Genomic DNA, 22,739 nt, shown 5'->3' on the forward strand with positions numbered 1-22,739 from the left:
AAGTCTTCCTGCGTCGGCGCATGGTTATCGACGGTGGGCAGGTGCAGATATTTAGGGGGCGCAAAGCCCGCCGCGCGCGTGTCGAATTCGCCGCGTAAGCTGACGCCGGCGGTTACGCCACGCTTCTGCAAGCTGACGGCGCAGCGTGAACTGCCCGCCAACGTGGACATGCGGTCACCCGGCTGAAGCGTTCGGTCGGCGGCGCGCCCCGACGGCGGTTGGTTATCTCCTGACGGCTTTCGAGCAGCGTGACGAACGGCCTAACGCGCAATTGCTGGAGCAGATGCAGCGCATCGCCAGGCGGATTCGGTTCGACCACATCGGCGGGCGTAGCGATGACTTCCAGGAATTTCCGGCCGGTTAAATTCGCGACCGGATTTCGATGGGTTTGGCGTCGACGGATGGATTCAGCTTCTTTTCTGGCTGCGGTGGGCAGAGATGGCTTCAACTCGGTCGGATCAGATGGCAGTTGATCCACTCACTTCAATCACCTCTCAACAGATGATACGAAATGGGGATAACCTACCTGTCAGGGGTGGGGGAGTTTTTGTGTTTAATATTTTTTTTTTTTTTTTTTCCCTTCCACTGGAACGCGGGTTGACTAATGACAAAAACCCCTGTAAGGGACAGAGGCATACGCGTCCCTGCCTCCTCTGGATTGGACAAAAGCCTGTGTTCCGTGAACGCAAAAGCTCGCTTTAGCCAAAATCGGGTTACGGCCGTGTTGGCACACGAGGACGAGGCATGCCTCGTCCCTGCAGATCGAAAACCTACCTTCCGGCACCCCCTGGCCCCTCCCCAATTCAGGGACAGAAAGATCAACCTCACCCCTAACCCCTCTCCTAAAGGAGAGGGGAATAACAGCCTCACCTAAAGGCGCGGGGACTGGAAAGGCAGGCTGCCCTTAATCCCCCTTCGGTTCCGCCGCCTTGACCTGCTCCGCGGCATCGTCGATGGTCTCCGGGTTCGGGACGATAACGCGCACGGCATTCGGAACGACCGTCGCGGTGACGGGCGTATCGTGGATGATTTCGCCGTCACATTCGATGCTCTGCGGCGGATCGGCCTCCAGTTTGATCGATTTGGCCTGCCAGTGCGGCAGATCCTGCGCCAGCCCAACCGCATTGGCCGCCGCCTGCAGCAGCGAACCGATAGTCATGTCGCTGAGCACGATCACGTCGAGCAGGCCGTCACTCACGCTGGCCTTCTTGGTGAGCGTCAGCCCGGGAACGCCGAGGCTGCTCGAATTGGCGATGAAGGCGGCCATGCCTTCGGCCTGCACAATTTCACCGTCGTCGAGCGTGATGGTGTAAACCGATTTCTTGCGCCTTCGGCAGGGCTTGCAGCGCCGACAGGCCATAGGGCCAGCACGCCCACCCGGTTCTTGACCTCGCGATCTGCGCCCTTGGTGGTCTCCGCGAAGAAGCCAATGCCCAACCGCAGCATGAACATCTGCTGATCGCCGAGCCGTCCCATATCAATCTGGCGGATCTGCCGCGCGTCACTGCACACCAGCGCGACCGCTTCTTCGAGATTGCCGGGGATGCCCAATTCGACCGACATCACGTTGGCTGAGCCGCCGGGGAAGATCGCCAGGGCACGTCCGCCCTTATTCATCCCGGAAGCGACTTCCATCACTGTGCCGTCACCGCCATACACGCCGACCGCATCGACGCCTGCCGCAATTGCTTCGCGGGCGAAACGTTCGGCATCGCCCGCTTCCTTGGTGAGCTTCACATCCCAATCGACTTTAGCGGCGCGAAAGGCGCGGTTCATAATAGCGAGCATGGGCGCATCCTGTCCGGACGCCGGGTTGATGATAACTTGGACGGTCTTGATCGAGTCGGGCATGCTGGCTCCTATTGGACGACAGGCTGCGTCGGCAGATAAATCACTTGGCCGACAAACAAGGTGTCTTGATCGGTAATGCAGTTGGATGCGGCGAGATCCGCGACCGGCGTATCGGTTTGGAGTGAGAGCAAGCCGAGTGTGTCGCCGGATTCGACCACATAGGTGATCCAGCCGGGTGGCTGCGGGCAGTTCGGGTTGGTGGCGAGCGTCGCGCCACCGCCGGAGCCCACGCCGGAGATATCGAGCGTAGGCGTGGCCGCGCCGAGGCCCGTCTGATCGGGCGCGAACGGCGTGCTGAACTGGAGCGCCGGGTCCACGGTAGGGAACGGCGCGGTGGTGGGCGTCGGGGGAACATTGCTCAATGTGCACGCCAGCAGCATCAAAGCGAGCAGCGCCAGTAGGATTCTCATCGTCTCGTCCTTTGCTTAACGGACATTGTAAGGCGCATTATAGCGCACCCTGTCCCAGACGATAGATTTTCCTAACGATCAGCTTAAGTTTCAAGCAGTTAGTAGACGAACAAATGAACTTATGCTACGCTACTAAAACAGAACAAACGTATTACGTTTTTAGACACAGGTCAGGAGTGAGATGATGCCAGCACCACGGGATCCCGCCGCCGAGACGGCCAATATGATCGCCAATCTGGAGAAATCGACCGGCAAGACCATCGATCAATGGGTCGCAATCGCCAAAGGCAGCGGTTTACAAAAGCACGGCGAGATGCTCAAGTTCTTGCAGACGGAACACGGATTGTCCTATGGCTATGCGAACCTCGTCGTGCACACCGCCAACAGCAGCGCCGCCGCGACCACGGACGACCGCGACAGCCTGATCGAGGCGCAGTATGCCGGGGGCAAAGCAGCGCTGCGCCCAATCTACGACCAGTTAGCCAACATCATCCGCGGGTTTGGCGATGATGTCGAGTTCGTGCCGATGAAAGCCTATGTGAGCGTGCGCCGCAACAAGCAGTTCGCCTGTTTGCAGCCCGCGACCAAGAGCCGCTTTGACGTTGGTCTGAAGCTCAAGGGCGTGCAGCCCACCGAACGCCTGACCGAAGGCGGCTTCAACGGCATGGTGTCGCATCTGGTCAAGCTGACCGACAGCGCAGATCGACGATGAGCTGATCGCGTGGCTCAAACAAGCTTATGAGACCAACTAAGCTCACCAGCGCCAGCCGCCCCCACGCACAGCTTGCTTGAAACCCGACTCTCACGCAAGTTGCCTGAGGCGAAAAAACCGCTATTGTTGGCTCCCCTCCCTGAATTCGGGGAGGGGCCGGGGGTGGGGTCGGAATCCGACTTTTGAGACATCCTGATACCTGCTTACCCTCGACACGCAAAACCATTTCCCCAACCAACTTGTCCGCCTGAATTGACCACTTGACAATCACGAAAATCCCTATAGTATCTAGGTATTCCTAATTGTATTAGGTAAACCAAATTGGAGTAGGTTTGAGTGACTGAACGCAAGACACTCTCGCCCAAGCAGCGCCGTCAGCGCAACCGGGAAGAAATGATCGAGGCCATCGTCAACTCCGCCCGTCAGATCATGCGTGAGCAAGGCGTCGCGGCGCTGAACCTGAACGAGATCGCGCGGATGCTCGGCATGCAGACGCCGTCGCTCTATGAGTACTTCCCGAACAAGCTGGCGCTCTACGATCACTTGTTTCGGGTGGGTACGCGGCATTTTCGCGCTTACATGGCACAGATCCGGACGGCTTCGCCAGCAGCGGCTGGCTGGGAAGAGGGGCTGCAAGTGATGATGGCCTACGTTCAATGGTCGGTGGAGAATCCGGAGTTGTTCAAACTGCTGTTTGAACGCCATGTCCCCGGTTTTGTCCCCTCCGACGAGAGCATGGCCGAGATGTACGCGGCGCTCACCGAAGGCCGCCAACAGGTAGGTGACAGCTTGCGCGCCGCAAATCTCGATCCCGAGCTTTCGCTCGATCAGGCGCTCGACCTGTTTATCGCCATCCAGCACGGAATTACGGCGCTGCATCTCGCCAACAGTCCCGATCTACCCGTCGGGCAAGGACGTTTTAGCAGCCTGATTCCGCACGTGATCCACATGCTGCAAATCGCCTGGAAACATCAATAGAGACGGGAGCCATCCAATGCAGGTCATGACACGCGTATCCCATTTCACAGACTACAGTGCGGTACGACCCGCCGCGGCCATTCCTAAGCTGGCTCCGCCTGAAGTGATCCCGCTGGCTCGCGTCGAACTGGAGCGGTTCCTGACGCTGGTTGACACGCTGACGCCCGCCGACCTCAAGCAACCGACCGACTGCACCCTGTGGTCGGTCAAAGACATCATCGCTCATCAGGCCAGCCATGTGTTTGGGCTGACGCGCTTCGGCGAATTTATGGATCAGTTCAACCCGCTGCGCGCCCGCGCTTACACTGCTAAAGGCATGAATGGCCTCGATGCGGCGAACCAGCGGCAGATCGATTTGCGCGCGCAGTGGTCGCTGGCCCAGTTGATCGCCGAAATGCGCGATCACCGGGAGGCTTCGTTCGCCGGACGGCAGCGGTTTCCCGCGCTTCTGCGGCGGGTGACCATCCCCGTTCCCGGTTCGAACCTGCGGGTGAGCTTAGGCGATCTGATCGACAATATTTACACGCGGGATATGTGGATGCATCGCGCGGATATCTGCCGGGCGACCGGGCGCGAGATGGTGCAGACGGCAGACCACGACGGGCGCATCGTGGCGCTGGTGGTGCGGGAGCTGGATCGCACCCTGAACGCCAGCCTGAATGGGCAGAGCGTACTGTATCGCCTGACCGGACCGGCGGGCGGTGCATGGCTGGTCGGCGGAAACAACCCGCCCGAAGCGACGATCACGATGGATGGGCTGGAGTTCAACCGACTGGCATCGGGGCGCGTCAGCGCGCAACAGGTGTTGGATCAGGGCTTGGCGCAGATCGAAGGTCGGCGTGAGCTAGCGGAGAGCGCTCTGCGCCAGACGATTGTGCTGTATTAGGCACCGCTAATCGCGGGCTTCCTGCGGTTCGGTGTGGATGGTGACGCGGGCGATGCGCGGAAGTTCGAGGCGCAGCAGCATCTCGGCGCGTTCCGCGAGGTCGTGCGCGTCTTCGAGCGTCATGGTGGCGGCGAGCGCGACGTGCAGCGTACACGCATAGTAGCCGCTGCCATTGAGCGCCGACACGCGCAGTTCGTGCCAGTCCGCCGTCGGGAAGTGGTCGCGCAGCAGTGTGAGCGCCTGTACCTTGAGATCTTTCGCCTCGCGGGAGAAATCGCCGCTCGACTCGGTGAGCTTGGGCTCGATGTGTGTGACGACTTCGACCACATCCGGCAGCGCTGAACGGATCGAGCTTTCCAGTTCGCTGGCCTGTTCGTGCGCCTCGCCGAGCGTCTGATTCGGCGGCACTTCGACATGCATCTCCATGACTTTGCCGTAGTTCGCATCGATCACGCGGACTTCGTGCGTGTTCAGGCCGAGCGCATCGGCGCGGGCGCGGGCGGTCTGCGCGTAATCACGCTCGTCGTAGCCGCTCGGCTGAAAATGCACTTCGACTTCGGAGACGCCCGTTAAATGCGCGCGCATTTTCTCGTCAATCGCTTCGGTGATGGCGGCGGTCTGCTCGGCAGTCGTGCCCGGTGCGACTTCCACATCAATGTCGATGAAGGCGGCGTCGATGGTGCCCCGGCTGCGCGCGCGGATCACCTTGCGCACGGCGGGGACTTCGCCCGCGAACTGTGCCAGTTCCCCAGACTTGTAGGGCGCGGTATCGACCAGCACGCCGCCCGTCTGCTTGATGATTTGCCACGCCGCCCGCCCGATCAACACGACGATGATGAGCGCGGCGACGGGGTCCGCCCACGTCCAGTTGAAGAACGCGACCAGCACCATGCTGACGAGCACAGAGAGCGTCACAAACACGTCCGCGCCTGTGTTCGCCGCGTCGGCGATGAGCAGTTCGGAGTTGAGACGCTTCCCGGCGGCGCCTTCGTAGCGGCTGATGAACAGGTTGACGCCGAGCGTGGCGATCAACACGATAAACGAGAGCGGCGAGAGTTCCGGCTTGGCACCGCTGGTCAGGCGTTCAATCGCGCTGGTGATGATCTCGTAGGCGGTGAAGATCAAGAGGATGCCGACGGCGAGCGCGGCGAGCGTTTCATAGCGCCGATGGCCGTACGGGTGATCCTCGTCGGCGGGTTTGCCCGCGATGGCGTTCGCGCCCAAGCCGATCAGGTTGGACGAGCCGTCCATCAGCGAGTGGAAGCCGTCCGCGGTGATCGAGACCGCGCCTGTCAGCGCGCCCACGATGATTTTGCCGACGGCGACGGCGAGGTTGAGCACCAGCGTGATGATCAACACCCGGCGCACTTGGTGGCGTGCATCCATTGAGAGTCATCCCTACTCACCTCACCCCTAAATCCGCTCTCCAGGGGAGAGCGGACTTGAACCGAGGTGCCAGATTCCCCCTCTCCCAAAGGCGAGGGGGTTAGGGGGTGAGGTTGCGAATAAACGGACGCCATGAATTGCGTCCCGACGAATAATTCCATCCTATGGGACGATTCCCGGTTTTGACAATCTTTTTTGCAAATGTTCGTCTGACGCTAACCGAGATTTAGGCACGGCGAAAAGCGCGGTACAGTGTTATATTTCGCAGGCAGTGTCAGGAGGCGTATCCGATGAAATAGACTTGGAACTCTCAGCCAATCACTGTCGAAAATGCGGATCAGATCACACTGCTCCATACAATCAATACGCGCCAAGTCGATATGCCAATCTCCTATAGTCCACTCGAGCCATTCATGAGTTCAGATGGACTACGGTTGATAGTGCCATATTCTGATATTGCGATGTACGACCCGGTAGACTCCAGCTTCCAAGTTTGGAATCTGGAAACAGACACGTTTATTGAAGTGAACTTCATCGGAGAAAGAAATCCGATCTTCCCCTATTTCAGTCCAACCGGACATCTATTCGCAGTACGCACAAGCGACCGCCTTAGCGTGTTTGATGGCGACACAGGCATTGAAATCAGCTATTGGGAAGGGCGCTTTGGCTCTATGGTATGGTTCAATTCGAGTGGTCACTTAATGGCGTTTGTGGATATAACGAATTTCACCGAGCGGTTTCTTGTCATTTGGGATGTTGAGCATCAGCAGGAAATCAAGCGAATACCAATCGGAGACAGCAATGTTTCCGACTTGAGTTTTAGCCCTGATGGCATGTATGTCGCTTATCTCGCATCACATGATCTCTTCAAATGTGGCATCGTCAACAACGAAATTGGTGATTGTGTAACTCACTTTCACTCAGATGACCCGATTTTTCTGTTTATGATGATCACAACTAACTCACGAAAGATTTTTCTGGATGCAGTCAGACAGATCGTGATATTAGATGCAGTGGATGCAGAGCCGTTAGAGATGGTTGATGTATTTCCTCAGTATGCTTATATGATATATCTTCAGCAAATTGGAGATGTCATCGCAGTTTTACTGAACGATCAGCCGGTGCTTTTGAATGTCCTGTCACGGGAAACAGTGCCTATTGTAAATGAATACTCCCTCTTTAACCCTGATCTATCCATGTACGTCTTGTCGTCCGGTGATGATCCATATGCTGTTGAGAGCAATATTGAACTGTACTCCACTGAATCCAATGTATTACTTGCAGAATTTACAGTCACAAACCTTGCTGGAATCTACTTCAGCCCAAATGACGATTACATTCTTGCGGAGAAAACTACAGGTGAAATCGAGTTTTGGGGTGTTCCTGCCAATTAACTGCTGCGCTCTCCCCAGCGTGACTCATTCTGCTATAATGCCCGCGTAACGTGTCGTGAGGCATTCATGGACTCCCTGTTGTTTGTGCCGATCCTCGTGGTCGGGTTTGCCGCATCGCTCGGCTTGACGCCCCTCTCGCGGGCGCTGGCGCTGCGGTTGGGCGTGGTCGATAAGCCAAATCAGCGCAAAATCCATAAGGATCACAAGCCGCTGATGGGCGGGCTGGCCATCTTCGGTGGGCTGGCGATTGCGATTCTGCTCTTCACGCCGCCGCACTATATGCTCGAATTCGGCGCGTTCTTGATCGGCGCGGCGCTGTTGGCGATCGTCGGCCTGATTGACGACCGCTACGAGCTGGGCATCAAGGCCAAGATGATCGCGCAGGTGGCCGCCGGGCTGATCGTCGTCGCGGCAGGCATTCACATTCAACTGTTCAACCTCCCCGTGCTCGACATCCTGCTGACGCTGTTCTGGATCGTCGCGCTGACGAACGCCCTCAACTTCCTCGACAACATGGACGGCCTCACCTCCGGCTTAAGCGCGATTGCGGCGGGCTGGTTCACGCTGATCGCCTTCAACGAAGGGCTGACGCTGGTCAGCGCTCTAGCCGCAGCGCTGGCAGGCAGTGCCATCGGCTTTCTGGTCTACAACTTCAGTCCGGCGGCGATCTTCATGGGCGATATGGGGTCGATGGTGCTGGGCTTCACGCTGGCGATCCTCGGCATCAAGCTGGAATTCGGGCAGCAGCCGCTCGGCGTCACGTGGATGGTGCCGATTCTCGTGCTGGCGCTGCCCGTGTTCGACATTCACCTTGTGGTGATTACGCGCCTGCTGGAAGGCCGATCACCGGGGCAAGCGGGCAAGGATCACACGTCGCACCGCCTGATGAGCCTCGGCCTGAGTCAGCGCTGGACGCTGCTCGTGCTCTACAGCGCGTGCTTGTTCTTCGTGGCGATGGGCGTGGCGGTCAGCGTGTTCCCGTTCAATCTGGCGCTGCTGACCGGGGCCATCGGGCTGGCGCTGCTGGGCGCGGCCTTCATTTTTATGATGTTCGTGCGGCGAAAATATCAGCTACAATCGGCGAAGAGTAGTTAAAAGTAGCAAGTAAAAAAGCAATCTGAGTTTAGCTTGGTTTAGCCTACGCTGCTGCTGATCCTCTCTACGGGCGAGGGGTGGAGTCGAGGATAGAACGCCAACTCCCTTCCAAACTGAAGCTAAAAGTGGCAGCCAGTACTCGCTTTTAACTTTTAACTTTCGACTTTTAACTTTCAACTTGGGAAGGTAGCATGAGCGAAACTTACGTTGTCACCGGCGGCGCGGGCTTCATCGGATCGCACATCGCCGAGCATTTACTGCGACAGGGTCACCGCGTCCGCATTGTCGATAACTTCGTCACGGGTAAACGGACGAATGTCGCCGAGTTATCCGGCGATCTGGAAGTCTTCGAAATCAACATCACCGACAAAGCGGCGCTGGACACGGCGTTCGCCGGGGCGGACTATGTGTTCCATCAGGCGGCGCTGGCCTCGGTGCCGCGCTCTGTCGCCGACCCGCTGACGTCTAATGAATACAACGTCACCGGGACGCTCAATGTGCTGCTGGCAGCGCGTGACGCGGGCGTGAAGCGTGTGGCCTATGCGGCGTCATCGTCGGCCTACGGCGACATCGAAGGCGAGTTCAAGACTGAAGACATGCCGCCCAAGCCGCTCTCGCCTTACGCGGTCGCGAAGCTGGCGGGCGAATACTACTGCAAGTCGTTCACCGAAGTGTACGGGCTGGAGACGGTCGCGCTGCGCTACTTCAACGTATTCGGGCCGCGGCAGGACGAAACCTCGCAGTATGCCGCCGTGATCCCGCGCTTCGTCGCCGCCATGTCGCGCGGGGAAGCGCCGACGATCTACGGCGACGGCGAGCAGAGCCGCGACTTCACCTACATCGACAATGTCGTACATGGCAATCTGCTGGCGATTCAGGCGCCCGACGTGGGCGGCGAGATGATGAACCTCGCGACGGGTGGGCGCATTTCGCTGCTCGACCTCGTGGACAAAATCAACGGCATTCTCGGCACCAACATCACGCCGATCTTCGAGGAAGGGCGCGCGGGCGACATCAAGCATTCGCGCGCGGCGACCGACAAAGCCCGCGATCTGCTCGATTACGCGCCGGTGGTCGATTTTGACACGGGGCTGGCGCGGACAGTGGAGTGGTTCCTCAAGAGATAGGACTGAGGACAAAACATAGGACTGAGGACTGAGGTGTGAGGTGGGTAAGCCTGCTTGGCTTCGTGTAGGAATAGGGGCACAGAGGCGGCTTGTTTTTACTCACTCCTCAGTCCTCAGCACTCAGTCCTGTACCGAAGGTAATCTATGAAAGTCGTTCACATCATTAAAGCGACGCGGGTTGCGGGGGCGGAACGCCACCTGATGACGCTGCTGCCCGCGCTCAAAGCCAGCGGCGTCGACGTGACGCTGCTGCTGATCCACGAGCCGGGCAAGCCTGTCGAGGAGTTCGCGCCGGAGGGCGTGCCCGTGGTGCGTGTGCCGATTGGGCGGCATCTTGACTTCGGCGTAATCGGGCGGCTGCGCACGGCGCTCCGCCAGCTCAAGCCGGACATCGCGCACACGCATTTGCTGCACGCCGACCTGTACGGCGGCATCGCGGCGAAGCTGGCGCGCGTGCGCCGCACGATGATCAGCCGCCACAACGATGACCAGTTCCGCACGCTGATCCCCATGCGCCTCGTCAACAATGTGCTGTGGCGGCTGGCCTCCGCCGGGATCGCGATCTCGGAGTCGGTGCGGCAGTTTTGCATCCGCGTGGAGGGCGTCAAGCCGGAGAAAATCCACACGATCCACTACGGGCTGCGCATGCCGCAGGTGGATCGGCGGGAAGCGCGGGCTAACCTGAGCGCTGAATTGAAGCTCAAGCCGGACGCGGTGATCCTCGGCTCGGTGTGCCGCTTGATCGCGCAGAAGGGGCTGGTCTACAGCCTGCGCGCCTTCGCCCGGCTGGACGCGCCGAACGCCGTCATGGTGATCGCCGGGGATGGCAATCTGCGCGGGTCGCTGCAAGCCGAAGCGCGGGCGCTCGGCGTGGCTGACCGCGTGCACTTCCTCGGCTGGCGCGAGGATACCGCGCAGTTGATGGCCGCCTTCGACATCTTCGTCGCGCCGAGCCTGTGGGAAGGCTTTGGGCTGGTGCTGCTGGAAGCGATGGCGCAGCAAACGCCGATCATCGCGTCGAATGTGAGCGCGATCCCCGAAATTGTGCTGCACCGCGAGACGGGCAAGCTCGTGCCGCCGCGCGACCCCGCCGCGCTGACGCGGGCGCTCAACGAGCTGATCGCGGATTCAGCCTTGCGGCGGCATATGGGCTTGGTCGGGCAGGATCGGCTGGAAACGGCGTTCAGCGTGGAACGCATGACCCAGCAAACGGTCGCGTTGTATGAGCAGTTAGTGTGAAATGCACTCCTCCCACCTCTGGTGCAGCCCGGGTGACTCTTAATTGGTCCCTTGCGCATTCCCTTGAAAGCGGTGACAATACAGATTGTTATTGTCTGTAATTTCTTTGGTTATATCCCATGTGTGGAATTGCTGGTGTGCTGTACTTCGATGGAACGCCGGCCACCGAAGCTGAAATCGCGCCCATGCTGGACGTGCAAATTCATCGCGGCCCAGATCAGGGAGCGGTCATCGTCGATGGCGCGTGCGGGCTCGGCAATCGACGATTAGCCATTCAGGATATCTCGCCGAGCGGCGCGCTGCCAATGCGCGACGGCGACAACATCATTGCCTTCAACGGAGAAATCTACAATCATCCGCGCTTGCGCCGCCTGCTGGAAATGGAAGGCGCGCGCTATCGCTCCAACAGCGACACCGAGACGATCCTCAAGCTGTACCGCCGCGACGGTCAGCAATTGCTGCATTCGCTGCGCGGCATGTTCGCGTTCGCGCTGTGGGACGCGCCGAATCAACGCTTGACTGTGGCGCGGGATCGACTGGGTGAGAAGCCGCTCTACTACTATCACGATGAGCGGGTGTTCGTGTTCGCCAGCGAGATCAAGTCGCTGCTGATGCACCCCGCCGTGCCGCGTGAGTCGGCCTTTGACGCGCATCTGCTGGCGCTCTACCTCGGCTACGGTTACATCCCCGCGCCGCTGACGGCCTTCAAGGGGATCAAGGCGCTGCTGCCCGGCCACGTCATCACGATTACCGGGCGCGACTTTCAGCCGCAGCAGTACTGGACGCCGCCGCACCCGGCGCGCTACTCCCCACTGACCGCCGAATTCGAGGCGCGCAAGTGCGATGAACTGCGCGAAGCGTTGGGCGAATCGGTGCGGCAGGCGTTGATCAGTGATGTGCCGCTCGGCGCGTTTTTGAGCGGCGGGCTGGACAGCAGCCTGATCGTCGCGCTCATGCGCCGCCACCAGAACGGCACGATCCGCACCTTCAGCATCGGCTTTGCGGGCGATGACAGCTTCGACGAGACGCAGTACGCGCGGCAGGTGGCGAGTCGCTTGGGCACGGAACACACGGCCTTCACGGTCAACCCGCAGGCGTTCGACCTCGCGCCGACGCTGGTCTGGCATCACGATCAGCCGTTCGCGGACAGCAGCGCCATCCCAACGTATCTGGTCAGCCAACTAACGCGCCAGCAGGTCACCGTCGCGCTGACGGGCGACGGCGGCGACGAACTGTTCGCCGGGTATGAACGCTTCTACGCGCATGCGCTCGTGCAGCGCATGGCGGCGCTGCCCCGGTCGCTGTGGAGCGGGGTCGCCAACGCGATTCGCGTGTTGCCGGAAGGCACGGGCTACTACAACGTGATCAAGCGGGCGGGACGCTTTGCGCGTGGGGCATCGCTGCCGCCCGCGCTGGCCTACTATGACTGGATTCGCCTGTTCAACCGCGAGCAAATCGGCGTGCTGACCGGGGCGACCAGCGATGACGCGGGCTTGCATTTCGCGGCGCAGATGGGCACACGCGTCGAACTGGCCGATTTGCTGCGCATCAACATGCTGACCTACCTGCCGGACGATCTGCTCATCAAGACGGATCGGTCAAGCATGGCGGTGTCGCTGGAAACGCGCGCCCCTTCCTCGATCACTGGTTAGTCGAAATGGCCGCGACCATCCCCGACAACCTCAGGCTCAAAGGCAGCACGACCAAGTATCTACTCAAGCAAGTGGCGGAGGATTTACTGCCCGCCGAGATCATCCACCGCCCGAAGCATGGGTTTGGCGTGCCGCTCGGCGCATGGCTGCGGACGGACATCCGCCACGTGCGCGATCTGCTGCTGGACGCGCGGGCGCGCGAACGCGGTCTGCTTGATACCGCGGCGGTCACGCGCTTGCTGGACGAACACGCCGCGGGCAAGCGCGATCACGGTGGCAGACTCTGGAGCCTGCTTACGCTAGAATTGTGGCATCGCCTGTTCATTGACGCCGCTCAACCTGTGAAACCATGACCGAACCCATCCGCATTTTGCGCATCATCGCCCGGCTGAACATCGGTGGGCCAGCGATTCACGTCACGCTGCTCACCGAAAAGCTCGGCGCGCCCGTTTATCACAGCACGCTCGTTTGCGGCAACATCGAAGCGGGCGAAGGCGATATGCAGTACTTCGCGGAAAAGCATGGCGTCACGCCGCTGCTTTTGCCGGAGCTCGGGCGGTCGCTCAACCCCCTGCGCGACCTGAGCACGATCTGGCAACTGTATCAGCTCATGCGCGAGATGCAGCCGCAGGTGGTGCACACGCACACGGCGAAAGCCGGGTTTGTTGGGCGCGTCGCGGCTAAGCTGGCGGGCGTCCCGGTCATCGTGCATACGTTTCACGGGCATGTGTTTCAAGGCTATTTCAGCCCCGCTAAAACCAAGATGTTCATCCTGTTGGAGCGGATCACCGCGCGCCTGTCCGACACCGTGATCACGCTCACCGAAGGGTTGCGCCGCGAACTCTCGGAAGAGTACGGTATCGCCCGCCGCAGTCGTATCACGGTGCTGCCGCTCGGTCTGGATCTGGAAGCGTTCGCCCGCGTGCCGCGTCAATCCGGCGACTTTCGCAGCGCCCACAGCATCGCGCCGGATGTGCCGCTGATCGGCATCGTCGGGCGGCTCGTGCCCATCAAGAATCATGAGCTGTTCCTGCAAGCGGCGGTCAAAGTGCGCGAGCGCCTGCCCAATGCCTGCTTCGCCATCATCGGCGACGGCGAACTGCGCGCCGAACTGGAAGCGACCACCGCGCGGCTCGGCTTGACCGACTGCGTCAGGTTTGTGGGCTGGGTGCGCGAGGTCGCCCCCGTGTACAGCGATCTCGATGCGCTCGTGATCAGCAGCCGTAATGAGGGGACGCCGGTCTCGGTGATCGAGGCACTTTCAGCGCGCTGTCCGGTCGTGACGACGGCGGTCGGCGGCCTGCCCGATCTGCTCGATCAAGGGGCGCTCGGCACACTCGTGCCGACCGAAGATGTCAACGCGCTGGCGGATGCCATCGTCCGGACGGTCACCGCGCCACCGGATACGACGCGCGCCCAGCAGTTGATGCTCGACCGCTACGGCATTGATCGGCTGGTCATGGATCTGGATCAGTTGTATCGGGGCATTTTGGCGAAAAAGGGCAAGCTGTAGGTTTGCCCACACTCAACACTGGATTGAGTAATGAAGCTACCCTTATTCCCCTCTCCCGTGGGAGAGGGGTTAGGGGTGAGGCTGATCTTCTCCCCTCTCCTCTAGGTTGAGGACAGGACACTTTTAACAATCGAGCGAGTGTAGGGACGCCCAACGGGGCGTCCGTTTTGCGCACAAAACGGACGCGCCGTTGCGCGTCCCTACACAATCTGTTTTCCCTCAAACCGGTGTCTCAATGGTTCCCAATGTTAAAACTGTCCAGCCGTGAACCTCTAGGAGAGGGGCCGGGGGTGAGGTTTGTACGCTAAGCGTGAGGCTGCTCATTCCTCCCCTCTCGTTTAGGCGAGCGGCTGGGGAGTAAGGCTGAGCTTCTGCCGCACGAGCCCTTCCAGCTCCTCCCACTCGATGCTCGTCTGTCGTCCGCCGTCAAACTCGGCCTGCATCCACGCGTACACGCTCTGCAAACTGGGATCATCCTTCGGCAGATCTACGCCCACATGCTGCTTGATGACGAAGATCAACCCGGCAATGCCGCTGTCTTTGGTCAGCGAGACTTCCAGCGGGCGACCGAGCAGGTTCGGCACGTCGAACGGCGCGTACATCCACCAGAACTTGTTCAGCCCGTCGGCGTGGACTCCGGCGCGCGTGCGGTGCGCATCCCGCCCGTACAGCGGATACTTATTCGGCAGCGGATCGCCCATCTCGTCATACAGCCCCGCGAGCTCGTTCAGCGCCGTGAAGTCGGGCGCGTCGTCCTTGAAGTACCCCATGCCAATCAGGTGCAGCAGCACGCCTTCCAGCGGCGCGTTGCCCGTGCGCTCCCCCTTGCCGAGCGACGTTCCATTGATCGCCGCGCACCCTTCGCGGATCGCCGCGAGGCAGTTCGCCACCACCAGCCACGTATCGTTGTGCGGGTGAAATTCGAGGTCTTCCGGCTGCAAACCCATCGCCCGCAGCGTCTGGAAGATGCGCGGGATGCTGCGCGGAAGCGCGACATCGTCATAGGGAAGTCCTAAGCCCATCGTGTCGCACACGCGGAACTTGGGGCGCAAACCGGACGGCTCGCAGATCGCCTGCACCGCCTCGATGAAGGGCTGCATGAACTCCATCGGCGCGCGCGTCGCATCTTCGAGGTGCAACCGCGGGCGAATCCCCGCCTCAACGCTGGTGCGCACCGCCTCCAAGTAGATCTGCGCCGCTTGGTTGCGTCCCCCCGGCTTGAACTTGTGGAACGTGTGGTAGTCCGAGGCGGAGGCGAGCATGCCCGTCTCGCGCACGCCGAGCGCCTTGATCAGCGCGACATCGGCGCTGCTGGCGCGAATCCACGTGGTCGGCTCAATCGGCGCGCCGCCCCGCCAGCGTTCGAGCGCGCCTTCCAGCGCCGCCCGGTCGGACGGGCGGTAGATGAAGAACTCGGCCTGCCGGATCGCGCCGCTCGTCCCCGTGAAGCGGCACAGCAGGTCGTAGATGGCGAGGCTCTGCTCTAGGTTGAGCGGCAGCCCGCCCTGCTGCCCATCACGGTGCGTCGTTTCGGTTGTCCACGCTTGCGCGGGGAGGTGGGTGGGACGGTCGGTCGACACATATTGCGGGAATTGATCGCGCGGGAAACTGTCGAGAAAATACTCCGGCGCGGCGGGTTCTGTCAGCATGAAAACGTATCCTTTGGGTGTCAATTTGTGTCTTTCTCAAAAGGTAGATATATTGATGAAACTTGTCAATCTTGATTGTGATAATCAATCTATTCTGATTTTGGAGATGACACCATTTCACGCTATTTGAGCGCCAAGCAAGCCACGGAAATGCTCGGGATCAGTGTGGCGACGCTGTACTCGTATGTGAGCCGCGGGCTGATTCGCAGTGAGGCGGGCGAGAAGGACAGCCGCGAGCGCCGCTACCTCGCGGAGGACGTGGAGAAGCTGCTCAAGCGGAAGGCGCAGCGCGGCAGCCCGGAGAAAGGCGCGCGCGAGGCGCTTCAGTGGGGCTCCCCCGTGCTGGAGTCCGCGCTCACGCTGATCGACGAGGAGAAGCTGTACTATCGCGGGCACGACGCCACCGAACTGGCGCTCACCCGCACCTTTGAGGAGGTCGCGACGCTGCTGTGGACGGGGAGTTGGGAGACCGTCTACAAGCTGTTCCTGCAGACGGTGACGTTCGCGATTGATCCGGAGATCGAGGGCGTGCCCGTGCCGCCGCTCACGCGGATGCATCTCGTGCTGGCGCTGGCCGCCGACGACGATCTGCGGGCGTTCGACAAGGCGGCGCTGCCCATGACCGGAGCGCGCATTCTGCTGCTGCTGGAACGGACGATCAGCGGGGTGGGCGGCGGGAGCAGCGCCGAACGGCTGGCGGCGGGCTGGAAGCTGACCACCGAGGCGGATGTGCGGCTGATCGACGCGGCGCTGATCCTGAGCGCGGATCACGAGCTAAACGCGTCGTCGTTCGCGGCGCGGGTGGTCGCTTCGACGGATGCCACGCTGTACCAAGTGGTGAACGCGGGCTTGTCGGCGATTCAGGGGTTCAAGCACGGCGGCAATACGCGGTTGGTGGCGGCGTTCTGGCGCGAGGTCGAGGCGGCAGGCAACCCACAGCCCGTGATCCGCGCGTGGTTGCAGCGCGGCGAACGGATCCCCGGTTTCGGGCATGTGCTCTACCGCCAGCAGGGCGATCCACGAGCGGCGGCGCTGCTGAACCTGCTGCGGGCGAGCTATGGGGAGCATCCCGCGCTGGCACTGGCCGACCGCATCATCCAGCAGACAAACAAGGTGATCGACCGCGCGCCCAACATCGACTTTGCGCTGGTCACATTGGCGCGGGTGCTGGCGCTGCCGGAAGACGCGCCGCTGACGCTGTTCGCCTTGGGGCGGACGGCGGGCTGGATCGCGCACGCGATTGAGCAGTATGCAACCGGGGAATTGATTCGGCCAAGGGCGGTGTATACCGGATCGAAACCGGGCGGTGGGAACATATAGGAGAGGAACCTCACCCCCCGCCCCTCTCCATGGGGAGAGGGGAGAAAGACAGCCTCACCCCCCGCCCCTCTCCTAAAGGCGAGTGGAGAAAGACAGCCTCACCCCCGGCCCCTCTCCTAGAGGCGAGGGGGGAAGAGAGCCTCACCCCCAGCCCCTCTCCTAGAGGCGAGGGGAGAAAGACAGCCTCACCCCCAGCCACTTTCCTAAAGGCGAGGGGAGAAAGAGAGCGTCAGCAGTGATCCCTCGGCGGGGAGAGGGGAGAAAGAGAGCCTCACCCCTAGCCCCTCTCCGAGCGGAGAGGGGGAATTAGAAGGAGCGGGATGGATTTCCAGTTTGATTATCAGATGTTTGAGTCGCCGCTGGTGGGGTTTGCGTGGCAGACATGGAGCGATGCGCGCGGCGGATCGTTCATGTCGGCGGCGGCGGCGCAGTGCGAAATGGTGATCACGCGGTATCGCGGCGAACTCACTGTGCATCTGCGCGGGCCGGAGACGAAAGCGTCGCCCGCACCGATCCCAGAAGAGGCGGAATTCCTCGGCATCACGTTCAAACTCGGCACGTTCATGCCGCATCTGCCGACCGAAACGCTCGTGGATGGGGATGCGCTGCTGCCGCTCACCGCGGGCGAACGCGCTTTCTGGCTGAACGGGTCCGCGTGGGAAGTGCCGACTTTCGACAATGCGGATGTGTTTGTGCGACGCCTCGAACGGCAGGGGCTGATCGCGCGTGACCCGGTGGTGGATGCGGCGCTGGCAGGACGAGCGGCGGGCGTGTCGCCCCGGTCGCTGCAGCGGCGCTTTTTGCGGGCGACCGGGTTGACACACGGCGCCATCGCGCAGATTGAGCGGGCGCGGGAGGCGATGACGCTCTTGCAGCGCGGGCGCTCGATCCTCGATGTGGTGGCGCAGGCCGGTTATGCGGATCAGCCGCATCTGACGCGGTCGCTCAAATATTATGTCGGGCACACGCCCGCGCAGTTGGCCGGGGTGAAGTAAAAGAGATCAACCTCCCCCCAACCCCTCTCCCTAAAGATTGAGGACAGGACACTTTTAACATGGGGAACCATTAAGGCGATCATGTGAGGAAAACATGTTGTCTAGGGACGCGCTTCTGCGCATCCGAGGTCAGCGGACGGCCAGAAAGGCTTGTCCGCAAATCAAACAACCCACCCCACCCCCGGCCCCTCCCCGAATTCGGGGAGGGGCCAGCAAAAGCCGCTTTTCTCCCCTCTCCCCGCTTGCGTGGGAGAGGGGGCTGGGGGTGAGGAGTAAACTCGAATCACCCTTTCTGAGCCGTTGCGAATGGTGAATCATTTGCGGACAAGCCTAGAAGGCCGTCCCTACAAGGTGTCGTTTAAGGGAAGACAGTCTCGAAAAATTAAGACTGTCCTGCCGTGAACCTAAAGGCGAGGGGCGATATGCGCTCCACGAATTGAGGGCGTTCCCGTCAACGTAATGTGGATTATAATTACAATACGCATTATGAAGACACAAAGGGATGCCAAATGGACAACGGGTAAGCGCACGTGATAACGCACGAGATGCCGTTCTTTCCAGCCGCCGCCTGATACACAGCCTGAAAGCCAGAGCCGACGAACGCCGCACCACCCCCGAGAAGATCGCCGATGCGCTGACCAGCCGGTTTGGGAGCATGGGCTTTTTGATTTTCAATGTGGTGTGGTTCACGATCTGGTTGGCGTGGAATAACGGCCAGATCCCCGGCTTACAACCGTTTGACCCGTTTCCGTTTCAACTGCTGACGATGATTGTGTCGCTGGAGGCCATCTTCCTGTCGATCATCGTGCTGATCTCGCAGAATCGCGGGGAGCGGGTGGCGGATTTGCGGCAGGAGATGGATTTGCAGCTCGACATTCTCGCTGAGGACGAGCTGACGAAGATGATGCGGATGCTCGCGCTCCTCTTGGAAAAACAGGGTTTGGACGTGTCGAATGATACTGAATTGCAGGAAATGCTGCGCCCGACCAATATCGAGAAGATTCAGACCATTCTGGAAGAGCAGATCAATGTGAAGAAATGAAGTTGGGGAAGCTAGCCTCACCCCCGGCCCCTCTCCTAAAGGAGAGGGGAGAGATGGCCTCACCCCGCCCCTCTCCCGTGGGAGAGGGGCGAAAGCGGGCCGTTAGCGTTCGGGTTCGTAGTAGATCAGGCCGATGACATCGCCAAGCGGGCGGGATCCCACGAGCTTGAGCGTGGCGGTTGTGCCGTCTTCGAGCAGGCGCTGCCCTTGCCCCAAGACAACCGGGTAGACGAGCACGCGGACGGTATCGACCAGCCCGGCGCGGAGGAGCGACTGCACCAGCTTGCCGCTGCCGTGCACGGTGATGTTCGTGCCCGCTTGCGCCTTGAGCTTGTTGACTTCGGTCGCGAGATCCCCGCTGATGATCACCGAGTTGTTCCAGTCCGCGGTTTTGAGCGTGTTCGACACGACATACTTGCGCACACCGTTAAAGTACGCTGCGCCCTCATCCGGGCTGTTCGGCCACGCCTGCGCGAAGCCTTCAAAGGTGACACGACCGAGCAGCAGCGCATCACTGTTGGCGGTCTCCTCGCCTTTGAAATTGGCGATCGGGTCGCTCCAGTATTTGAACGTCCACATCGGATTTTCGATCACGCCGTCCAGCGACATGAACTCCGTCACGACGAGTTTTCTCATGGTGGCTCTCCTTAGTTCAGTTGGTTGAATTGATTTGATACTGCTTATGATACGGGATGTAGGGCGCAGAAGCTTGAACAAAAGCGACAGGTGTTAGGGATGCTAATAAATAGTCGAACAACTTCATCGCCCTACCCGAAAAGAGGAGCGAGGAAACAAGCATGGGGTTTAAGTCCCCTCTCCAAGTGAAGAGGGGACTTAGGGGCGCTGAACTACGCCCAGACCGCCGTCACCAGCACGGGCGCGCCGGCGCAATGATCGTATGTTCGTACTGGGCGGTGGTCGCCGTCCGGCGTCTTGATCGTCCAGTTGTCGTCAGCCGTAAACGCGCCCTGAGCCATTCGTGATGAACGGTTCGAGCGTGATCACCAGCCCATCGGTCAGGCGGTCGTCGGCGCGCTTGGTGAAGTAGCTGGGGATGCTCGGCTTCTCGTGGATCGATTTGCCGACGCCATGCCCGCTCAACTCGCGGATGATATTCAACCCCGCCGCCCGCGCTTCCAGTTCGACGGCCTTGCCAATGGCGTTGATGCGCTGCCCCGCCCGCGCCGCGTCAATCGAGCGCTTGAGGGCGATCTTGGCCGTATCGCAAATCTTCTGGTATTCCGGGCGCACCGGCGGCACCGGAAATGTACTGCCCGAATCCGCGAAGTAGCCGCCGAGTTCCGCCGACACGTCAATGCTGACGAGATCGCCGGCTTAATCACGCGATCCCCGGCGATGCCGTGCGCGACTTCTTCATTAATGCTGATGCAGGTCGCGCTGGGGAACTTGCGGCACCAACCGGTGGCGCAGACTGCGCCCCTGCGACTTCATAGGCCGCGCCAATGGCGTCGAGCTCGGCGGTGGTCATGCCGGGACGCAGCGCTTCCGCCATCGTCTTGATCGTCAGGCCGACGATCCGCCCGATGCGCATCAGCCCGCCAAAATCGTTCTGGTCGTTAACCGTCATGCTTCACCCGAGTAGTTTATAGTTCAAGTTTACAGTTCACAGTGAAAACGAAGTAGGGCAGTTGATCCACAATGCAAGGCAAAAACTGTGCACCCGTAAACGGACGCCTGTGAACTAGATCAGCTTGAAAATGTTCGCGACAATCTGCTTCTGATCCGGCGTCACGGCAATGTAGCCCTGCTTACCGCTCTGGTCTTCAATGGCGATCCAACCAGTTCCCCGCGGATATTCACCATCCACGCCATCCTGAATGATAGCAGCGCTGTGCAAAAGATCGAACAGCGACTCCACTTTCATCGCCCTCCGCGCCGAGCGCATGCCGCGCTTCGAGGTCGTGTGCGCGAGGACGCCCGCCTGCCGTAACTGCTGGTACTGTCGCAAAGCCCATGGTGCTGCTCCCAATACCCAAAATGTACTACTTCATTGTAACCGAAATTAACTTTGTAAGAATAGTGAGTTTCATGAAACCGCGCTGTTTGTCACTTCCCGTGTGCCATACCTCCGTGATTTGATCACCATAGAGAACTCCATGTCTGAACTGACTCGCCTAAGCCTTCTCCGACGCTGTGAGTCCCTGCGTAACCGTGACATCTCGTCCGTGGAACTGACGCGCGCCATCCCGACCAGATCGCGGCGCTCGAACCGACGATCCACGCCATCACCGTGACCGCCGACCGCGCCCTCGCGGATGCCGCCTGCGCCGATCGCAGCGCGCCAACGGCGACGACCGTCCGCTGCCGGCGTACCGCTGGCGATCGTGATGTGCTCGACGACGGGCGTGCAAACCACCTGCGGATCGAAATTCTCGCGGGTTACACGCCGGTCATCACCGCGACCGCCGTCAAACGGCTGGAAGACGCGGGCATGGTGCTGCTCGGCAAGACCAACATGGACGAACTTCGCGATGGGGCCCTCGACCGAGAACTCGGCCTATGGCGCTCACACGCAACCTGTGGATCTCGAACGCGTGCCCGGGGGAGCAGCGGCGGCACGCAGCAGCGGTCGCGGCGGGCATGGCGGCGGGCGCACTCGGCACGGATACGGGCGGCAGCCAGCCCGCTTCGCTGACCGGGCTGATCGGCTTGAAACTGAGCCAGCGGGCGCGAGTCGCGGTATGGCTTGGCGGCGTTCGGCTCGTCGCTGACCGCGACCCGGCCTGCACCCGCACGGTCGAAGACGCGGCGCGGTTGCTCGGCATCATGGCGGGCATGACCCGCCTGATTCGACCAGCATGCCCGCCGATGTGCCGGATTACGTGGCGGCGCTCGGCGGGGATGTGGCGCCGCGGGGTCGGCGTGCCCGAAGCAGACTTCATCAGGGGACGCAGCCTGAAGTCGACGCGAACCGTCCATGCGGCGATTGAGCAGCTTCGAGCGCTCGGCGGGAGATCGAGATCGACATGCCGCACACCGATTATTCGCTGCCCGTCTATTACATCATCGCGCCCGCCGAAGCCAGCGCCAACCCCGCGCGCTGCGACGGCATTCGCTTCGGGGCGCGTCGATAAAGGCGACATGTGGGATACCCATGCGTGACGCGCGGCGAAGGCTTCGGGCCGAAGTCAAGCGCCGCATCATGCTCGACGTATGCCCTCCGCGGGCTACCATGATGCCTACTATGGCAAAGCGCGGCAGGTGCGCAACGCTCATCAAGCAGGACTTTGACAAGGCGTTCGAGCGCGTGGATGTATCACGGGGCCGACGTCACCCAACACCGCTTTTGCGCCCGGCGAGAACGTCAAACGACCCGACTAGTATGTACCTCGAAGAAGCTCACGCTGTCCGCCAGTCTGGCGGGCGTACCGGAATCCAACCGTGCTGCAAAGGGTTTCTACAGTGAGGGCTTGCTTTCGATTGATGCAGTAGTTCGAGCCCGCCTTCCGCGAAGACGTGCTGCTGCGCG

At 60.8% G+C, this 22,739-nt stretch carries 23 protein-coding genes and 1 pseudogene; 15 read left to right on the forward strand and 9 right to left on the reverse strand.

Annotated elements, in window-relative coordinates; all coding sequences use genetic code 11:
* Positions 1-145 precede the first annotated feature (145 nt).
* A complete protein-coding gene (locus IPK17_RS22250; protein ID WP_343419891.1) occupies positions 146-364 on the forward strand; it encodes a hypothetical protein in 219 nt (72 codons plus the stop codon).
* 540 nt (positions 365-904) lie between these two features.
* Here IPK17_RS22250 and IPK17_RS22255 read toward each other — a convergent pair.
* Genes IPK17_RS22255 through IPK17_RS22265 form a run of 3 tightly spaced genes read right to left on the reverse strand, consistent with a single transcriptional unit; the run spans position 905 to position 2,261 of the window.
* A complete protein-coding gene (locus IPK17_RS22255) occupies positions 905-1,267 on the reverse strand; it encodes a diacylglycerol/lipid kinase family protein (protein WP_343419892.1) in 363 nt (120 codons plus the stop codon).
* Entirely contained in the window at positions 1,219-1,851 is a 633-nt protein-coding gene (locus IPK17_RS22260; protein WP_343419893.1) for a diacylglycerol/lipid kinase family protein, read from the reverse strand. Before IPK17_RS22260 ends, IPK17_RS22255 begins: the two co-directional genes overlap by 49 nt.
* Positions 1,852-1,859: 8 nt before the next feature.
* A complete protein-coding gene (locus IPK17_RS22265; RefSeq protein WP_343419894.1) occupies positions 1,860-2,261 on the reverse strand; it encodes a LysM peptidoglycan-binding domain-containing protein in 402 nt (133 codons plus the stop codon).
* 181 nt (positions 2,262-2,442) lie between these two features.
* Here IPK17_RS22265 and IPK17_RS22270 point away from each other — a divergent pair, with 181 nt between their 5' ends.
* From IPK17_RS22270 to IPK17_RS22280, 3 genes are all read left to right on the forward strand, one after another.
* The gene (locus IPK17_RS22270) at positions 2,443-2,973 is read left to right on the forward strand and encodes a DUF4287 domain-containing protein (RefSeq protein WP_343419895.1); all 531 of its coding nucleotides are present in this window, start codon (positions 2,443-2,445) and stop codon (positions 2,971-2,973) included.
* Between the two features lie 336 nt (positions 2,974-3,309).
* On the forward strand, positions 3,310-3,951 hold the full coding sequence (locus IPK17_RS22275; protein ID WP_343419896.1) for a TetR/AcrR family transcriptional regulator: 642 nt from the start codon (positions 3,310-3,312) through the stop codon (positions 3,949-3,951).
* Positions 3,952-3,967: 16 nt separating this feature from the next.
* Positions 3,968-4,837 (forward strand): maleylpyruvate isomerase family mycothiol-dependent enzyme, encoded by an 870-nt coding sequence (locus IPK17_RS22280; protein WP_343419897.1) that lies wholly within the window; start codon positions 3,968-3,970, stop codon positions 4,835-4,837.
* A 6-nt stretch (positions 4,838-4,843) separates the two neighbouring features.
* Here the strand turns inward: IPK17_RS22280 and IPK17_RS22285 are convergent, their stop codons facing one another.
* Positions 4,844-6,223, reverse strand: a complete 1,380-nt coding sequence (locus IPK17_RS22285; RefSeq protein WP_343419898.1) for a cation-efflux pump — start codon at positions 6,221-6,223, stop codon at positions 4,844-4,846.
* A 413-nt stretch (positions 6,224-6,636) separates the two neighbouring features.
* Here IPK17_RS22285 and IPK17_RS22290 point away from each other — a divergent pair, with 413 nt between their 5' ends.
* From IPK17_RS22290 to IPK17_RS22315, 6 genes and pseudogenes are all read left to right on the forward strand, one after another.
* Complete coding sequence (locus tag IPK17_RS22290) at positions 6,637-7,617, forward strand: WD40 repeat domain-containing protein (protein WP_343419899.1); 981 nt, start codon at positions 6,637-6,639, stop codon at positions 7,615-7,617.
* A gap of 66 nt (positions 7,618-7,683) precedes the next feature.
* Positions 7,684-8,712: an MraY family glycosyltransferase gene (locus IPK17_RS22295; RefSeq protein ID WP_343419900.1), complete on the forward strand. Its 1,029-nt coding sequence runs from the start codon at positions 7,684-7,686 to the stop codon at positions 8,710-8,712.
* Positions 8,713-8,903: 191 nt separating this feature from the next.
* Positions 8,904-9,839 carry an SDR family oxidoreductase gene (locus IPK17_RS22300; RefSeq protein ID WP_343419901.1) on the forward strand — a complete coding sequence of 312 codons (936 nt, stop codon included), beginning with the start codon at positions 8,904-8,906 and terminating at the stop codon, positions 9,837-9,839.
* A 144-nt stretch (positions 9,840-9,983) separates the two neighbouring features.
* A complete protein-coding gene (locus IPK17_RS22305) occupies positions 9,984-11,078 on the forward strand; it encodes a glycosyltransferase (protein ID WP_343419902.1) in 1,095 nt (364 codons plus the stop codon).
* Between the two features lie 119 nt (positions 11,079-11,197).
* Positions 11,198-13,083: pseudogene (gene asnB / locus IPK17_RS22310) on the forward strand (asparagine synthase (glutamine-hydrolyzing)).
* The gene (locus IPK17_RS22315; protein WP_343419903.1) at positions 13,080-14,243 is read left to right on the forward strand and encodes a glycosyltransferase family 4 protein; all 1,164 of its coding nucleotides are present in this window, start codon (positions 13,080-13,082) and stop codon (positions 14,241-14,243) included. The pseudogene asnB and the gene IPK17_RS22315 overlap by 4 nt, the downstream one beginning before the upstream one ends.
* A 338-nt stretch (positions 14,244-14,581) precedes the next feature.
* Here the strand turns inward: IPK17_RS22315 and IPK17_RS22320 are convergent, their stop codons facing one another.
* Complete coding sequence (locus tag IPK17_RS22320) at positions 14,582-15,892, reverse strand: hydroxymethylglutaryl-CoA lyase-like TIM-barrel protein (protein WP_343419904.1); 1,311 nt, start codon at positions 15,890-15,892, stop codon at positions 14,582-14,584.
* 126 nt (positions 15,893-16,018) lie between these two features.
* On the opposite strand from IPK17_RS22320, the gene IPK17_RS22325 reads away from it, so the two are divergent.
* The 3 genes from IPK17_RS22325 (at position 16,019) to IPK17_RS22335 (ending at position 19,249) form a co-directional block, all read left to right on the forward strand.
* Positions 16,019-17,212 carry a citrate synthase family protein gene (locus IPK17_RS22325; RefSeq protein WP_343419905.1) on the forward strand — a complete coding sequence of 398 codons (1,194 nt, stop codon included), beginning with the start codon at positions 16,019-16,021 and terminating at the stop codon, positions 17,210-17,212.
* Positions 17,213-17,532: 320 nt separating this feature from the next.
* The gene (locus IPK17_RS22330) at positions 17,533-18,207 is read left to right on the forward strand and encodes a helix-turn-helix transcriptional regulator (RefSeq protein WP_343419906.1); all 675 of its coding nucleotides are present in this window, start codon (positions 17,533-17,535) and stop codon (positions 18,205-18,207) included.
* A 502-nt stretch (positions 18,208-18,709) separates the two neighbouring features.
* Positions 18,710-19,249, forward strand: a complete 540-nt coding sequence (locus IPK17_RS22335) for a DUF1003 domain-containing protein (RefSeq protein ID WP_343419907.1) — start codon at positions 18,710-18,712, stop codon at positions 19,247-19,249.
* Between the two features lie 102 nt (positions 19,250-19,351).
* Here the strand turns inward: IPK17_RS22335 and IPK17_RS22340 are convergent, their stop codons facing one another.
* From IPK17_RS22340 to IPK17_RS22355, 4 genes are all read right to left on the reverse strand, one after another.
* A complete protein-coding gene (locus IPK17_RS22340; RefSeq protein WP_343419908.1) occupies positions 19,352-19,885 on the reverse strand; it encodes a dihydrofolate reductase family protein in 534 nt (177 codons plus the stop codon).
* A gap of 315 nt (positions 19,886-20,200) precedes the next feature.
* Positions 20,201-20,560 carry a M24 family metallopeptidase gene (locus IPK17_RS22345; RefSeq protein WP_343419909.1) on the reverse strand — a complete coding sequence of 120 codons (360 nt, stop codon included), beginning with the start codon at positions 20,558-20,560 and terminating at the stop codon, positions 20,201-20,203.
* Between the two features lie 28 nt (positions 20,561-20,588).
* Entirely contained in the window at positions 20,589-20,837 is a 249-nt protein-coding gene (locus tag IPK17_RS22350; RefSeq protein WP_343419910.1) for a M24 family metallopeptidase, read from the reverse strand.
* Positions 20,838-20,951: 114 nt separating this feature from the next.
* Positions 20,952-21,218: a hypothetical protein gene (locus IPK17_RS22355; protein WP_343419911.1), complete on the reverse strand. Its 267-nt coding sequence runs from the start codon at positions 21,216-21,218 to the stop codon at positions 20,952-20,954.
* A gap of 381 nt (positions 21,219-21,599) precedes the next feature.
* On the opposite strand from IPK17_RS22355, the gene IPK17_RS22360 reads away from it, so the two are divergent.
* Together IPK17_RS22360 and IPK17_RS22365 are read left to right on the forward strand one after the other, a co-directional pair.
* The gene (locus IPK17_RS22360) at positions 21,600-21,905 is read left to right on the forward strand and encodes an amidase family protein (protein ID WP_343419912.1); all 306 of its coding nucleotides are present in this window, start codon (positions 21,600-21,602) and stop codon (positions 21,903-21,905) included.
* On the forward strand, positions 21,851-22,372 hold the full coding sequence (locus IPK17_RS22365; protein WP_343419913.1) for an amidase family protein: 522 nt from the start codon (positions 21,851-21,853) through the stop codon (positions 22,370-22,372). Before IPK17_RS22360 ends, IPK17_RS22365 begins: the two co-directional genes overlap by 55 nt.
* Positions 22,373-22,739: the final 367 nt, after the last annotated feature.

This window comes from Candidatus Flexifilum breve (assembly GCF_016713355.1).

Excerpts from the sequence above, each read along its gene's own strand:
- IPK17_RS22320 (WP_343419904.1), bottom strand. The coding sequence starts at position 15,892 with ATGCTGACAGAACCCGCCGCGCCGGAGTATTTTCTCGACAGTTTCCCG.
- IPK17_RS22300 (WP_343419901.1), top strand. The coding sequence starts at position 8,904 with ATGAGCGAAACTTACGTTGTCACCGGCGGCGCGGGCTTCATCGGATCG.
- IPK17_RS22265 (WP_343419894.1), bottom strand. The coding sequence starts at position 2,261 with ATGAGAATCCTACTGGCGCTGCTCGCTTTGATGCTGCTGGCGTGCACA.
- IPK17_RS22315 (WP_343419903.1), top strand. The coding sequence starts at position 13,080 with ATGACCGAACCCATCCGCATTTTGCGCATCATCGCCCGGCTGAACATC.
- IPK17_RS22290 (WP_343419899.1), top strand. The coding sequence starts at position 6,637 with ATGAGTTCAGATGGACTACGGTTGATAGTGCCATATTCTGATATTGCG.
- IPK17_RS22330 (WP_343419906.1), top strand. The coding sequence starts at position 17,533 with ATGGATTTCCAGTTTGATTATCAGATGTTTGAGTCGCCGCTGGTGGGG.
- IPK17_RS22350 (WP_343419910.1), bottom strand. The coding sequence starts at position 20,837 with ATGACGGTTAACGACCAGAACGATTTTGGCGGGCTGATGCGCATCGGG.
- IPK17_RS22280 (WP_343419897.1), top strand. The coding sequence starts at position 3,968 with ATGCAGGTCATGACACGCGTATCCCATTTCACAGACTACAGTGCGGTA.
- IPK17_RS22335 (WP_343419907.1), top strand. The coding sequence starts at position 18,710 with ATGCCAAATGGACAACGGGTAAGCGCACGTGATAACGCACGAGATGCC.
- IPK17_RS22285 (WP_343419898.1), bottom strand. The coding sequence starts at position 6,223 with ATGGATGCACGCCACCAAGTGCGCCGGGTGTTGATCATCACGCTGGTG.
- IPK17_RS22270 (WP_343419895.1), top strand. The coding sequence starts at position 2,443 with ATGATGCCAGCACCACGGGATCCCGCCGCCGAGACGGCCAATATGATC.
- IPK17_RS22255 (WP_343419892.1), bottom strand. The coding sequence starts at position 1,267 with ATGGCCGCCTTCATCGCCAATTCGAGCAGCCTCGGCGTTCCCGGGCTG.
- IPK17_RS22305 (WP_343419902.1), top strand. The coding sequence starts at position 9,984 with ATGAAAGTCGTTCACATCATTAAAGCGACGCGGGTTGCGGGGGCGGAA.
- IPK17_RS22295 (WP_343419900.1), top strand. The coding sequence starts at position 7,684 with ATGGACTCCCTGTTGTTTGTGCCGATCCTCGTGGTCGGGTTTGCCGCA.
- IPK17_RS22365 (WP_343419913.1), top strand. The coding sequence starts at position 21,851 with ATGGCGGCGGGCGCACTCGGCACGGATACGGGCGGCAGCCAGCCCGCT.
- IPK17_RS22260 (WP_343419893.1), bottom strand. The coding sequence starts at position 1,851 with ATGCCCGACTCGATCAAGACCGTCCAAGTTATCATCAACCCGGCGTCC.
- IPK17_RS22340 (WP_343419908.1), bottom strand. The coding sequence starts at position 19,885 with ATGAGAAAACTCGTCGTGACGGAGTTCATGTCGCTGGACGGCGTGATC.